The organism is Luteimicrobium sp. NPDC057192 (assembly GCF_042670205.1).
Taxonomy (GTDB): Bacteria; Actinomycetota; Actinomycetes; order Actinomycetales; family Cellulomonadaceae; genus Luteimicrobium.
On record NZ_JBHUWD010000001.1, the window covers coordinates 281,458 to 294,394 of the forward strand.

Sequence of the window (12,937 nt, forward strand, 5' to 3'; positions counted from 1 at the left end):
GCTGCGTCGGGTGGGACGCGACGTGGCGGGCAGCGCGAAGATGGCGCAATCTGGGAAGGGCGCCACTCGTGTGACCGCAGCCACCCGGCGCGACGCCGTACGTCTCAGGGGAGTCATGCTGACCGATCGCACCACCCGCAAGCCTCCGATCGGCGCTGCGCGCCGCGCGAGCGCGGTCGTCGCGCTCGCGGCCGCGGCGTCGCTCGGCGCCCTCGGCGCGGCCAGCGCGCACCCCGGCTCGCTGCCCGCGGTCATGGAGCCCTCCGTCCCCGCGACCCCGGTCGCTGCGACGCCGGTCGTGACGACGACGCCCGAGGCCACGGCGGCGCCGGTCACGACGATGGACCGCGCGGACGTGCTCGCCCTGCTCTCGCGCGCGGACGACTACCTCGCGCAGCAGCCCGACGCCGTCGGCGGACCGGTCGCCCAGGCCGCGAGCGAGACCGGGATGCTCCTGGTCACGTACGACGCGCAGAGGGCCGCGACCGCCGCCCTGACGCCGCCCGTCGACCTCCCGGTCAGCCCGCTCGAGCCGCCCGACCCGATGACCACGTCGCCCTGGGACAAGGTCGTCGGCTCGGAGGGCTCGTCACAGGACGCACTCACGCCGGGCGACGGCCTCCAGGCCGGCCCCACGGGCACGCCGACGACGGAGCCAACCACGGCCCCGACCGGTACCGCGACCTCCGCACCCGGGAGCACGACGTCGCCGACGGGCAGCCCGACCAGCACGACCGGCCCGACCACCGGGGTGCTCGCCGCCGACGGCACGTCCTCGGACGGCTCCCTGCCCACCACGGGAACGTCCGGCCTCGCCGGCGCCGGGACCGGTCTAGCAGCCGGCAGCGCGGACCCGAGCGGCACCGGCCTGAGCGAGCTGGGCGGCGCCGACCCGACCGGCGCCGACGGATCCGGGGCGGACACCGCCGGGTCCGACGCCGCACCGTCCGACGCGTCGTCGTCCGACGTGCCGTCGGCGAACCCGACGAGCCCTGCGGGTCTCCTCGACGGCACCGACGCGGACGGCGCGCTCCCCGACCCCACCGGCACCGCCGCGCCGACCGGCACGCCGTCCCCGACCCCGTCGGCCGGGACGGTCCCGTCGGCAGTCCCCAGCCCTGCGCCGTCGTCCGCGGCGACGCCCTCGGCTCCGACGACGGCGCCCACCACGGGGTCGACCGCCGGCCTCGACGGCGGACCGTCCGGCGTCCCGACGAGCCCCGCGGGTAGCGCAGCCACGGTGCCCACGCCGTCCGCGGGCAGCGGGATCCCCTCGACCGACCCGACCGGCGCGGCGACCCCGAGCGTCCCGAACGCCGGGGCCACGATGCCGGGCTCGACCCCGACGACCGGCGCGACGCCGTCGGCGACCGCGACGCCGGGCGCGACCGGAACCGGGACGAGCGACGGCACGGCCGCGAGCGGTGACGACGGCGTGCTCGCCGACCCCGACTCCCAGGACGGCACCGCGCCGGTGACCTGGGCGGAGGTCGTCGCCGCGGCCGAGCGCCTCGCGACGGCGCTCGACGCGGTCGACGCAGCCGGGACGGCGACCGACCCGACCGGACCGGGCGCCCTCGGCGCGCCGGGCACGACGACGGCGGTCACCGGCACCCTCGCCCACCAGCTCCAGGTGCTCGCCCAGCGGTACGGGACGAGCGTGGACGGGTATCGCAACGGCGAGATCCCGGCGTCGGCGCTCTGCCCGCTGAGCTTCGCGCCCGGGCAGATGCTCCGCTGCGACGCCGCCAACCGCCTCGAGGCGCTCGACAAGCTCTACGAGAAGGAGTTCGGGCACCCCATCCCGATGACCGACTCGTACCGTCCCATCGCCGTCCAGATCGAGCTTCGCAAGACCAAGCCCGGCCTCGCCGCCGTCCCCGGCACGTCGAACCACGGCTGGGGCCTCGCGGTCGACCTCGGCTACCCGATCTCCACCGGCCACTCCGCGGAGTACGTGTGGATGCGCCAGCACGCTCCGGCGTACGGGTGGGACAACCCGTCGTGGGCGCACCCCGACGGCAGCAAGCCCGAGCCCTGGCACTTCGAGTTCTACTCCGGCGGTGTACTGCCGACCGGGACCCCGATCGCCGGGTACACCGGCCCGACGGCGCCCGTCGACGTCGAGGACGCGCCGCCCGCGCCGTCGGACCACAGCACCACGAAGTCGCCGACCTCCAAGCCGACCTCGAAGCCGAAGCCCACGCCGACGGCGAAGCCCACGCCCACCCCCACCCCCACGGCGAAGCCGACCCCGACCCCGACACCGACCCCCACCCCCACCCCCACGGCGGTGAAGGTCCCGTCCGGGCTGGTCGGCGCGGAGCTCGCCGCGGCGCAGTCGAAGCTCAAGGCGATCGGCCTCGTGGCCGGCGCCCCGACCAAGGCCTACTCGGCGGACGTCCCCGCCGGCGACGTGATCAGCGTCGACCCGAAGGAGGGCACGTCGGTCAAGGCCGGATCCACGGTCGCGATCGTGGTGTCGCGCGGGCCCGAGCCCGTCAAGCAGGTGACGGTCCCGGCCGGCATCGTCGGGCAGGACCTCGCGACCGCGAAGGCGAAGCTCACGCAGGCCGGTCTCGCGGTCGTGGTGGCGGCCACGGAGCAGCCGTCCGAGACCATCCCCGAGGGCGGCGTCGTGAGCGTGACCCCGGGCGAGGGCACCACGGTGGACGTCGGGACGACGGTGACGCTGGTCGTCTCGTCCGGTTCCGGTTCGACGCCGACGCCGGACCCCACGCCGACCCCCGACCCGACGCCCACCTCCGACCCGACGCCCAGCTCCGACCCCACGCCCACCTCCGACCCGACGGAGCCCGCGGCCGCGCCGACCCCGACTGACGCGGCCACTCCCACGGCCACCGCGACCGAGGCGGCCCGGGAGCCGGAGACGGAGTGACGGCGTCGGCGGTGTGCTCCGGCTGACGCGTCCGCACCGACCACCTACGCTCGCAGTCATGAGCACCGAGACCGTCGTCGCCGCCCTCCAGGCCACCGGCATCCCGTACGAGGTCACGCAGCATGCCAGGGCCCGCTCGCTCGTGGAGGCGGCCGAGCTGCAGGGCGTCGAGCCGAGCCGGATCGTGAAGACGCTCGTGGTGCGCCGCGGCGAGGACGACTACCTCTTCGTCCTCGTGCCCGGCGACCGGACGATCTCCTGGCCCAAGCTGCGGACGCTGCTCGGTGTCTCTCGGCTCTCGATGCACGACGCCGCGGTCGCGAAGGACGTGACGGGCTACGAGCGCGGCACCATCACGCCGTTCGGGTCATCGCGCGCGTGGCCCGTGATCGCCGACGAGCGCGTCTCGGGCACCATCTCCCTCGGGGGCGGCGCGCACGGCGTGGGGATCCGGCTCACCGCCGACGACGCGGTCCGGGCGCTGGGCGCGACCGTCGCCGACGTGACGGAGGAGGCGCCGGTCCGGGGCTGAGCCCCCTGGTCGAGCGGCGCCGGCACCGGGCCGGGCGTGACGTCCGTCTCGTGGCCCAGGGGTGCAGGCCGTGCGCGCGCGTGAAAGGCTCGGGCCGTGCCCCTGAACGCGATCGAAGGGACCGGTACCTCGCCCGGGGTCCCTGTCGACGTGCCCGAGCCGCAGGCCGTGCTCGGCACGCTCACGACGTCCGCCGCCTTCCTCGTCGTGAGCGTCCGTGACGCCGCGGGAGCGGACGGGCGGGTGCTCGACGTGGCCGCCGACATCGGCTCGCTGGTGCGCGCCGTCGGCTTCCGTCAGTCGGAGGCCGGTCTGACGTGCGTCGTCGGCTTCGGCTCGCGCTACTGGGACCGGGTCGGGCCGGCCAGGCCCCGCCCGGCGCACCTGCACCCGTTCCGGGCGATCCAGGGTGCGCGGCACGACGCCGTCGCGACGCCGGGCGACGTGTTCTTCCACGTGCGGGCGAACCGGCAGGACCTGGTGTTCGAGCTGACCCGCCTGCTGATGGACGCGCTGGGCGAGGACGTGCAGGTCGAGGACCACACCGTCGGCTTCCGGTACTTCGACTCGCGCGACCTCCTGGGCTTCGTCGACGGCACGGAGAACCCGACGGGCCGGGACGCCGCCGCCGCGTCGATCGTGGGGCTCGACGCCGAGCCCGACTTCGCGGGCGGGAGCTACGTCGTCGTGCAGAAGTACGTGCACGACCTCGCCGCCTGGCACGCGCTGCCCGTCGAGGAGCAGGAGCGTGTGATCGGCCGGACGAAGCTCGACGACGTCGAGCTCGACGACGACGTCCAGCCGTCCAGCTCGCACGTCTCGCTCAACACGATCGTCGACGAGAACGGCGAGGAGCACGACATCCTCCGCGACAACATGGCGTTCGGCGACCCGTCCACCGGGGAGTACGGCACGTTCTTCATCGCCTACGCGGACGACCCTTCCATCACCGAGCTCATGCTCGAGCGCATGTTCGTGGGCGCGCCCGCAGGCAACTACGACCGGATCCTCGACGTCTCCACGGCCGTCACCGGCTCGCTCTTCTTCGTCCCGTCCCTCCCGCTCCTCGAGTCCCTGGCGGAGGGCGACGACCCGACCGTCACCACCGCGGACCTGGCACGAATCGCGTCTCAAGGCCCGACCCACGCCGTCACTGACGTCACACGAACGGCGCGGGAGCCGAAGCGCAACCCGAGCCTGGGACCCGGAGCGGACGTCTCACGCGGCGAAAACGGAACCCGGACACCTGAGGGGGCGGGCAGGGCGGAGGACGCGAAGGCCGTGGCGGGGCTGGCGGGAGGCGCCCGAGGGACGAGGGCGCCGGATGGTAGGCCGAGCTCCTCCGCCCCGTCCGCCCCCGGCAGCACCCACGGTGACGCGACCGGCCCACAAGAAGACCTCCGCATCGGCAGCCTGAGAGAGGAACCCCAATGAGCAGCATCGACCCGAACGTGACGGTCCAGCCGGTGGCGCAGGTCGTGGGGGCGTCGAACCTCCACCGCTGGTTGGCGCCGGTGAGCGACGCGGCGTGGGCGGAGATCGCGGAGGAGGCGTCGCGGACGTTCCGGCGGAACGTGGCGGGCCGCCGCGTGGTGGACGTGACGGGCCCGCTGGGCGTGGAGGCGGCGGCGGCGAACACGGGCCACGTGTCGGCGATCGACCCGCCGCACGAGGGCACGCGGTCGCGGCTGCGCGAGGTGGTCCCGCTGGTGGAGCTGCGGGTGCCGTTCACGGTGGACCGGCAGGCGGTCGACGACGTGCTGCGGGGCTCGAAGGACTCGGACTGGCAGCCGGTGAAGGATGCCGCGACGGTGCTGGCTCGGGTGGAGGACAAGGCGATCTTCGAGGGCTACGAGGCGGCGCGGATCGGCGGCCTCGGTCCGGGCTCGGACAACGCGCCGGTGGCGGTCCCGGAGGACCCGCGCGAGCTCCCGGACGCGGTGGCGCACGCGGTCACGGAGCTGCGGCTGGCGGGCGTCGAGGGCCCGTACGCCCTGGTGCTGGACGCGGACCTGTACACGGCGGTCTCGGAGACGCGCGACTACGGGTACCCGATCCGTTCGCAGCTCGAGCGCATGGTCGACAGCGACATCGTGTGGGCGCCGGCGCTGCGGGGCGGGTACCTGCTGTCGACGCGGGGCGGCGACTACGAGCTGGTGATCGGCCAGGACGTGTCGATCGGGTACACGGCGCACACCGCGGACACGGTCGAGCTGTACCTGCAGGAGTCGTTCACCTTCCTGTCGTACACGGCGGAGGCGTCGGTCCCGCTGACGCGCTGAGCTCACGGGACGACCGCGCAGGTCCGGAGCGTGCGGGCCATGGCGTCGTGCTCGGCGCGGGTGACCCACAGGCCGTAGGCGGCTTTCACGCGGAGCTGCCGGACGACGTACGCGCACCGGTAGCCGGCGTTCGGCGGCAGCCACTCGGACGCGTCGCCGGCGCTCTTGTCCTGGTTGGCAGGGCCGTCGACGGCGAGCAGGTTGGCGGGGTCGTTGGCGAGGGCGAGCCGGGTGGCGGGCGGCAGGTCCTGGGCGCCGGTCTGCCAGGCGTCGGCGAGCGCGACGACGTGGTCGATCTGGACGGCGGCGGAGTCCGGGCCGCGTCGGAAGCGGATCGTGCGGCCGGTGTACGGGTCGTGGAGGGTCCCCGACTCGACCGTACAGATGTCTCCACCGGTCTTGTACGTCGGGGTCGCGAGGTCGCGTCGGAGCACGTCGTCGCGGGTGTCGCAGCCGTTGTGGTCGACGTCGGCCCAGGCCTGGCCGAACTGCTCGCGCGCGTACCCGTCGGACGACGCGCGGTCCCGCACGGGTAGGTCGGCGAGCTCCTGGCGGGCCCGCGCGAGCTCGGCCTCGGCGACGGGGTAGCGCGCCGCGCGGGCGTGCGCGACGACGTAGGGCGCCCCCACGGCCACCGCGACCACGGCGGCGAGGAGCGCGAGCGCGGTGGCGAGGCGCGTCCGGCGTCGGGCGGGGGAGCGTGCGGGGGTGGGTCGTGGCACCCGGCGAGCGTGGCGCACGGCCCCCGTCCCGGGCGGCCGTGCGCACGGGCGCTGTGCATGGGTCCCGCCGTCCCCAGCCGCGCCGTCGGGCGCCGTGCCCGCGATCCAGACAAACGCGCCGAATTCGCGATTGCCGTCTCGTCAGGCACGATGGACGCGATGATCGAAGAGCACCTGCCTGGCGGCAACACGACGCCCGTCCTGCGGATCGGCGACACCGTGCGCCGCGCTGCGGGCCCGTGGACGACGACGATCCAGTCCTACCTGCGCCACCTCCGGGCCGCCGGGATGACGGGGATCCCCGAGCCGTTCGGCGTCGACGACCGGGGCCGTGAGATCGTCTCGTACCTCGAGGGAGACGTCCCGCACGACAGCCCGGCCTGGCTCTGGACCCCCGAGGTGCTCGACGAGGCCGTGCTGTTCCTGCGCCGCCTCCACGACGCGTCGGTGGGCTTCGTCGCGTCGTCGCCCGCCTGGCGCCTGCCGGTGCACGAGCCCGCCGAGGTGGTGTGCCACAACGACGCCGCGCCCTACAACATGGTGTTCCGCGGCGGCCGCATGGTCGGGCTCATCGACTTCGACACCGCCTCGCCGGGGCCGCGCGTCTGGGACCTGGCCTACCTCGCGTACCGGCTCGCGCCGTACGTCGACGACGCCGGGTGGACCGGCGGGGACGCCGAGCGGACCGCACGGCTCAACCGCATCGTCCAGGTCTACGGGTGGGACCCCATCACGCCCTCCGACGTGCTCCGGACGATGGTCGCCCGGCTCGAGGAGCTCGCCGCGTTCACCGAGGACCGCGCCGCCCAGACGGGCCGGCACGACCTCACCGCGCACGCCGCGATGTACCGCCGCGACGTGGAGCGGATCGCCGTCCTCGCCGAGGGCTGACGGGACCACCCACCGCTCCGCGGTGCCGGACCGCCCCGTGCGGCCTACCGTGGGAGCGTCGAGAGGAGACGCCATGGCACAGCCGAGCGGAGCGACCGGAACCCCGGGGATCGACCCGACGGCGCCCCCGAGCGGCCCGGGCTGCGTCGAGTGCGGCGCCGCGGGCGGCTGGTGGGTCCACCTGCGCCGCTGCGCGGAGTGCGGGCACGTCGGCTGCTGCGACAGCTCGCCCGAGCAGCACGCGAGCCGCCACTTCGCCGAGACGGGTCACCCCGTCATGCGCTCGTACGAGCCCGGCGAGGACTGGTGGTGGGACTACCGGACCAACGACTACACGGACGGCCCCGACCTCGCGCCGCCGCTCGCGCACCCGACCGATCAGGGCGCGCCGTGGCCCACGGACCGCGTCCCCGAGAACTGGCGCGACCTGATCCACTGATTCACCCCCGTCTCACCTGGTCATGGCCGTCACGAAGCGACGTGCCGGCGCTCCCTCATCTCGACGGCGCCCGCGGAAGGCGCCGTCCACATGAACGGGACAGGTGCCGCAGCGCGGCGCCGGCAGGACGGGAACGACGGATGGCAGTCATGACGACGCACCGGGGGCGAGTCGCCCTCCCCGAACCGTGGGAGCGCGAGCTGCGCCGCATGGAGGTGCTGGCGCGGCTCGAGACGGCGCGCGCCGCGCGTCGCGGCACCGTCGCCCGCGCGGTGCGGATGCCCACCCGCAGGCTCACGCCGCGCTGACGTACTCCTTGACGGCCGCGACCAGCTGGGCCAGGCCGTCCTTCGCGTCGGCGAACAGCATCCCCGTGCGCGGGTCGGTGTAGAGCTCGTTGTCGATGCCCGCGTACCCGTGGCCCATCGACCGTTTCACCACGACGACGGAGCGCGCGTGGTCCACGTCGAGGATCGGCATCCCCGAGATCGCCGTCCCCGGGCGGCGGGCCGCCGGGTTCGTCACGTCGTTCGCGCCGACCACCAGCGCCACGTCGCACTGGTCGAGCTCCGCGTTCGCCTCTTCCAGCTCCTTCATCTGCTCGTACGGCACGTTCGCCTCCGCGAGCAGGACGTTCATGTGCCCGGGCATGCGGCCCGCGACCGGGTGGATCGCGTACGACACCGCCACCCCGTGCGACGACAGCAGGTTCGCCAGGTCCGCGAGCTCGTGCTGCGCCTGCGCCGCCGCGAGCCCGTAACCCGGGACCAGGACGACCCGGTGCGCGTACGCGAGCTGGATCGCGACGTCGTCGGCGTCGACCGTGCGCACCGCGGCGCCCGCGCCGACGCTGGCACTGCCCGCCGCGGACGGCGCGTCGCCCGTGCCGAAACCGCCCAGCAGGATCGACCCCACCGACCGGTTCATCGCGTCCGCCATGAGCTTCGTCAGGATCGATCCCGACGCCCCCACCAGCGCACCCGCCACGATCATGACCTCGTTGTCGACGACGAACCCCGCCATCGCCACCGCCAGGCCAGTGAACGCGTTGAGCAGCGAGATCACGACCGGCATGTCCGCGCCGCCGATCGGCAGCACCATGAGGACCCCGAACCCGAGCGCCGCGACCACGGCCACCACGAGCGCGACCGTCGTCGTCGTGCGCGCACCGTCGCTCGACCCGCCGCCCGCGACCGCCACCCCGACCCCGGCGCCGACCGCCACGACCGCCGACACCAGCGCGAGCGCACGCGAACCCCGGAACGTGATCGGGGCCCCGGGCACCCAGCCCTGCAGCTTGCCCGCCGCCACCAGCGAGCCCGAGAACGTCACCGCGCCGATCAGCACGTCCAGCGCCACCGGCACCGAGAACGACGCCGGCAACCCGTCCCACGACCCTGCCGCCAGCTCGCGCGACGCGTCCGCCAGGGCCACCGTCGCTGCCGCGCCGCCCCCGACCGCGTTGAACAACGACACCAGCTGCGGCATCGCCGTCATCCTGACCCGACGCGCCGCGTACAGGCCGTACCCGCCCCCGACGACGATTCCGCCCGCCAGCGCGACCCCCGCCCACACCCCGCCGTGCCACCCGACGCCGCCCCCGTCCTCGTCCAGCAGCAGCAGCGCCGTCACCAGCACCGCCGCCGTCATGCCCGACGCCGACACCACGTTGCCGCGGCGCGCGGTGCGGGGGGAACGCATGAGGTGGAGGCCGAGCACGAAGCACACCGCCGCGCCGAGGTAGACGAGCCACGTGAAGGTGAGCGTCGCGCTCATCGGTCGTTCCTGTCGCCGGTGCCGGTGCCGGTGCCGGTGCCGGGGTCGGGTCCGGCGGCGGGGCCGGCCGGGGCTGCGCCCGACGTGCTCGGGCTACCATCCGCCTCGCTCGTTCCTCGCTCGGCTCCCGCCAGCCCCGCCACGCCCTTCGCATCCTCGGGCGCAGCCCCGGCCCGCCCCGCCGCCTCGGGCGTCCGGCTCGCCTCCGCCGAGGGTGACGTTGCGTGCGCCGAGGGTGACGTTGCGTTCGCCGAGGGTGACGCTGCGTTCGCCGAGGGTGACGTTGCGTTCGCCGAGGGTGATTGTCTTCCTCGGAACATGCCCAGCATGCGGTCGGTGACGACGTAGCCGCCCACGACGTTCATCGCCGCGAACGCCGAGGCCAGGAACGCGAGGACGTAGCCCAGCGGGTTGTCGGCGAGACCCGAGACGAGGATCGCGCCCACCAGGACGACGCCGTGGATCGAGTTCGCGCCCGACATCATCGGCGTGTGCAGGGTCGTCGGGATCTTGCTGATCACCTCGAAGCCGACGAGCAGCGCGAGCACGAAGATGCTGATCGACGACGCCAGCTCCGGGGTCATGCGGTCGCCCCTTCGATCGGGGCAGGGTCGGCGATCGCAGTGTCCGGGGCTGGGGGGACCCGGATCGCGCGCACGACCTCGTCGTCCGCGTCCACGTCGAGGCGACCCTCCCGGACGACGGCGCGGAGCACCGCGGCGACGTTGCGTGCGTAGGCGGACGAAGCGGCCGTCGGAAGCTCCGACGCGAGGTTGCCCGCGCCCACGAGGGTCACGCCGCCCGGCGTGACGACGCGCTCGTCGGGCACGGACCCCTCGACGTTGCCGCCGAGGTCGCTCGCCCCCAGGTCGACGACGACGCTGCCGGGCCGCATCGCGGCCACGGTCTCCACGGTGACCAGGACGGGCGGTCGGCGCCCGGGCACCTGCGCCGTCGTGATCACGACGTCGAACCGCGCGACGTGCCCCGCGAGCTCGGCCTGCTGGGCGGCGCGCTCGTCGTCGGTGAGCTCGCGCGCGTAGCCGCCCTCGCCCGCGCCCGCGGGGGTGCTCGTGAGCTGGAGGAACGTCGCGCCGAGCGAGCGGACCTCGTCCGCCGACGACGGCCGGATGTCGTACCCCGTGACCTGCGCGCCCAGGCGCCGGGCCGTCCCGATCGCCTGGAGGCCGGCCACGCCGGTGCCGAGCACGAGGACCTGCGCGGGCTTCGCGGTCCCGGCGGCCGTGATCATCATCGGGAAGAACCGCCCGAACGCCTCGGCCGCGACGATCGCCGCCCGGTACCCCGCGACCGAGGCCTGCGAGGTGAGCGCGTCCATCGTCTGGGCGCGCGAGAGCGTGCGGGGGAGGAGTGCCAGGTCGAGTGCGACGACCCCGGCGTCGGCGAGGGCGTGCGCCTCCTCGGCGTGGCCACCGAGCGCGAGGAGACCCACGACCACCTGGCCGCGGTGCAGGGAAGCCGTGAGACCGGCGTCGGGCACGCGGACGCACGCCAGGACGTCCGCCGCCAGGACGGCGGACCCGTCGCCGAGCGTCGCCCCGGCGGCCTCGTAGGCCGCGTCCGGGAAGAAGGCCGCCTCGCCCGCCCCGTGCTCGACGACGACCGAGAGCCCGTCGCGGACGAGCCGCCCGACGACCTCCGGCACCAGGGCCACGCGTCGTTCGCCGGCGCCGTGCTCGCGCAGGACCCCCACGCTCACGGGTGGTGCGTCCGGCGTCAGGGCCACACGACGAACCTATGCCGCGGCGAGCGCTCGCGCGCGGGCGAGCAGCGCGTCCATCGCGTCGGGCGTGAGCTTGCCCGTGAACGTGTTGTGCGGGCTCGGGTGGTAGCAGCCCAGAAGTGTGACCTGACCTGCGTCGACGCCACCCTCCGACGTTTCACGTGAAACCACCGTCTCTGCGCCGTGACCGAAGCGTGGGCGCGGCCGGGGGACGGCCCAGCCCGCCGCCGCCAGCACGTCGAGCGTCGCGTTCCACCCGAACGCGCCGAGCGTCACGACGACCCGCGGTCCGACGAGCTCGAGCTCGCGCGCGAGGTAGGGGGAGCACGTCCGACGCTCCTCGGGCGTGGGCTTGTTCTCGGGCGGCACGCAGTGCACCGGGGCTGCGAGGCGGGCGCCGGTGAGCTCGAGCCCGTCGCCCCGCGCGACGGACGTGCCCTGGGACGCGAGGCCCGCACGGTGCAGCGCCGCGATCAGGAAGTCGCCGGACCGGTCGCCCGTGAACATCCGGCCCGTCCGGTTCCCGCCGTGCGCCGCGGGAGCCAGCCCGACCACGAGGATCCCGGCGGCCGGGTCGCCGAAGCTCGGCACGGGACGCGCCCAGTACTCCTCGGCCGCGAACGCGGCGCGCCGCTCGCGCCCCACCTGCTCGCGCCACGCGACCAGCCGGGGGCACGCCGTGCACCCGACGACCAGCGTGTCGAGCGTGGCGAGATCGCGCGCCGCGGGGGCGTGGGACGGATTGCGGGCGGTGTCGTCCGTGGTCGCGGCGCCGGGCGCCCCGACGGGGGAGTCCGGTGAAGGCTCGAGGGAGGACGGCACCCGTCGATCGTCCCACCCGGGATCGCCCCGTACCGTACCGGGGTGCGCTTCCTCCGTAGGCTCCTCATCACCGTCATCGTCCTCGCCCTCCTCGCCGTCGCGGCCGACCGCGTCGCGTGCTGGGCGTTCGAGCGGACCTTCGCCCACGAGGCGACCGCCCAGACCGACGCGCGCGACGTCTCCGCCTCGATCCACGGCTTCCCGTTCCTGACCCAGCTCTGGAACGGCTCGCTCGACGACGTCACCGTCAGTGCCGGATCGGCGACCTTCGGCGGGACGACCGTGACCGACGTCGACGTCGACGGCACGGGCGTGAGCCTCACCTCGCCGTACGTCGTGACGGACGGGACGGTCGAGGCGACCGTCCCGTCGGCGGAGCTCGAGAAGCAGGTCGCCGCTCGCACGCGTTCCGACGTCGCCATCGAGGCGACCGACGACGGGCTCGTCGCGACCACGAAGGTCTTCGGGCTGGACGTCGGCCTCGTGCTCGAGCCGAAGGTGTCGGGCGGCTCGCTCGCCGTCGACGTCAAGGCCGCGAAGATCGCGGGCGCCACCGTCTCGGCGAACGCGCTCCCGGGCGGCCTGGCGAGCACGCTCGACGGGCTCAAGGTCCCGCTCGACCTGCCGAAGGGCGTCACGCTGACCGGTGCGAGCGTGGTGCCGGCGCGCGACGGCTCCGACGGCGGGGTACGGGTCAGCGCCACGGCCTCGGACGTGGCGCTCGAGCATCTCGCGTCCTCCTGATCGCGGCGCCCACGGTGCGAACCGTGGTTACGAGGCAGTAACACAACGCGCATACTGTGTGCCGCGGCGTCGCGAGGTGCGACGCC

At 74.8% G+C, this 12,937-nt stretch carries 13 protein-coding genes; 8 read left to right on the top strand and 5 right to left on the bottom strand.

The features are described 5' to 3' along the window. The first annotated feature begins 115 nt into the window (after positions 1-115). The 4 genes from ACFT5B_RS01370 (at position 116) to ACFT5B_RS01385 (ending at position 5,713) form a co-directional block, all read left to right on the top strand. A complete protein-coding gene (locus ACFT5B_RS01370) occupies positions 116-2,899 on the top strand; it encodes a PASTA domain-containing protein (RefSeq protein ID WP_386796175.1) in 2,784 nt (927 codons plus the stop codon). 58 nt (positions 2,900-2,957) lie between these two features. Continuing rightward, positions 2,958-3,431 carry an aminoacyl-tRNA deacylase gene (locus ACFT5B_RS01375; RefSeq protein ID WP_386796176.1) on the top strand — a complete coding sequence of 158 codons (474 nt, stop codon included), beginning with the start codon at positions 2,958-2,960 and terminating at the stop codon, positions 3,429-3,431. A gap of 96 nt (positions 3,432-3,527) precedes the next feature. After that, positions 3,528-4,865 (top strand): Dyp-type peroxidase, encoded by a 1,338-nt coding sequence (locus ACFT5B_RS01380; protein ID WP_386796177.1) that lies wholly within the window; start codon positions 3,528-3,530, stop codon positions 4,863-4,865. Then, entirely contained in the window at positions 4,862-5,713 is an 852-nt protein-coding gene (locus ACFT5B_RS01385) for a family 1 encapsulin nanocompartment shell protein (protein WP_386796178.1), read from the top strand. The genes ACFT5B_RS01380 and ACFT5B_RS01385 overlap by 4 nt, the downstream gene beginning before the upstream one ends. A gap of 2 nt (positions 5,714-5,715) precedes the next feature. Here the strand turns inward: ACFT5B_RS01385 and ACFT5B_RS01390 are convergent, their stop codons facing one another. Further along, a complete protein-coding gene (locus ACFT5B_RS01390; protein WP_386796179.1) occupies positions 5,716-6,435 on the bottom strand; it encodes an HNH endonuclease family protein in 720 nt (239 codons plus the stop codon). A 159-nt stretch (positions 6,436-6,594) separates the two neighbouring features. Here ACFT5B_RS01390 and ACFT5B_RS01395 point away from each other — a divergent pair, with 159 nt between their 5' ends. The 3 genes from ACFT5B_RS01395 to ACFT5B_RS01405 all read left to right on the top strand — a co-directional run bounded on the left by ACFT5B_RS01395 (position 6,595) and on the right by ACFT5B_RS01405 (position 8,073). Further along, on the top strand, positions 6,595-7,326 hold the full coding sequence (locus ACFT5B_RS01395) for a phosphotransferase (RefSeq protein WP_386796180.1): 732 nt from the start codon (positions 6,595-6,597) through the stop codon (positions 7,324-7,326). Between the two features lie 73 nt (positions 7,327-7,399). Next, a complete protein-coding gene (locus ACFT5B_RS01400) occupies positions 7,400-7,765 on the top strand; it encodes a UBP-type zinc finger domain-containing protein (protein WP_386796181.1) in 366 nt (121 codons plus the stop codon). Between the two features lie 149 nt (positions 7,766-7,914). Next, a complete protein-coding gene (locus tag ACFT5B_RS01405; protein WP_386796182.1) occupies positions 7,915-8,073 on the top strand; it encodes a hypothetical protein in 159 nt (52 codons plus the stop codon). Here ACFT5B_RS01405 and ACFT5B_RS01410 read toward each other — a convergent pair. The 4 genes from ACFT5B_RS01410 to ACFT5B_RS01425 are packed head-to-tail and all read right to left on the bottom strand — an operon-like array spanning position 8,060 to position 12,107. Then, a complete protein-coding gene (locus tag ACFT5B_RS01410; protein ID WP_386796183.1) occupies positions 8,060-9,541 on the bottom strand; it encodes an NAD(P)(+) transhydrogenase (Re/Si-specific) subunit beta in 1,482 nt (493 codons plus the stop codon). The genes ACFT5B_RS01405 and ACFT5B_RS01410 overlap by 14 nt on opposite strands. Beyond that, a complete protein-coding gene (locus tag ACFT5B_RS01415; RefSeq protein ID WP_386796184.1) occupies positions 9,538-10,125 on the bottom strand; it encodes an NAD(P) transhydrogenase subunit alpha in 588 nt (195 codons plus the stop codon). Before ACFT5B_RS01415 ends, ACFT5B_RS01410 begins: the two co-directional genes overlap by 4 nt. Beyond that, on the bottom strand, positions 10,122-11,288 hold the full coding sequence (locus ACFT5B_RS01420; protein ID WP_386796185.1) for an NAD(P) transhydrogenase subunit alpha: 1,167 nt from the start codon (positions 11,286-11,288) through the stop codon (positions 10,122-10,124). Before ACFT5B_RS01420 ends, ACFT5B_RS01415 begins: the two co-directional genes overlap by 4 nt. 9 nt (positions 11,289-11,297) lie before the next feature. Next, positions 11,298-12,107, bottom strand: coding sequence for a uracil-DNA glycosylase (locus tag ACFT5B_RS01425; protein ID WP_386796186.1), 810 nt, complete (start codon positions 12,105-12,107; stop codon positions 11,298-11,300). A 42-nt stretch (positions 12,108-12,149) separates the two neighbouring features. On the opposite strand from ACFT5B_RS01425, the gene ACFT5B_RS01430 reads away from it, so the two are divergent. Further along, entirely contained in the window at positions 12,150-12,851 is a 702-nt protein-coding gene (locus tag ACFT5B_RS01430) for a DUF2993 domain-containing protein (protein WP_386796187.1), read from the top strand. Positions 12,852-12,937: the final 86 nt, after the last annotated feature.

Excerpts from the sequence above, each read along its gene's own strand:
- ACFT5B_RS01385 (WP_386796178.1), top strand. The coding sequence starts at position 4,862 with ATGAGCAGCATCGACCCGAACGTGACGGTCCAGCCGGTGGCGCAGGTC.
- ACFT5B_RS01375 (WP_386796176.1), top strand. The coding sequence starts at position 2,958 with ATGAGCACCGAGACCGTCGTCGCCGCCCTCCAGGCCACCGGCATCCCG.
- ACFT5B_RS01410 (WP_386796183.1), bottom strand. The coding sequence starts at position 9,541 with ATGAGCGCGACGCTCACCTTCACGTGGCTCGTCTACCTCGGCGCGGCG.
- ACFT5B_RS01415 (WP_386796184.1), bottom strand. The coding sequence starts at position 10,125 with ATGACCCCGGAGCTGGCGTCGTCGATCAGCATCTTCGTGCTCGCGCTG.
- ACFT5B_RS01405 (WP_386796182.1), top strand. The coding sequence starts at position 7,915 with ATGACGACGCACCGGGGGCGAGTCGCCCTCCCCGAACCGTGGGAGCGC.
- ACFT5B_RS01370 (WP_386796175.1), top strand. The coding sequence starts at position 116 with ATGCTGACCGATCGCACCACCCGCAAGCCTCCGATCGGCGCTGCGCGC.
- ACFT5B_RS01395 (WP_386796180.1), top strand. The coding sequence starts at position 6,595 with ATGATCGAAGAGCACCTGCCTGGCGGCAACACGACGCCCGTCCTGCGG.
- ACFT5B_RS01400 (WP_386796181.1), top strand. The coding sequence starts at position 7,400 with ATGGCACAGCCGAGCGGAGCGACCGGAACCCCGGGGATCGACCCGACG.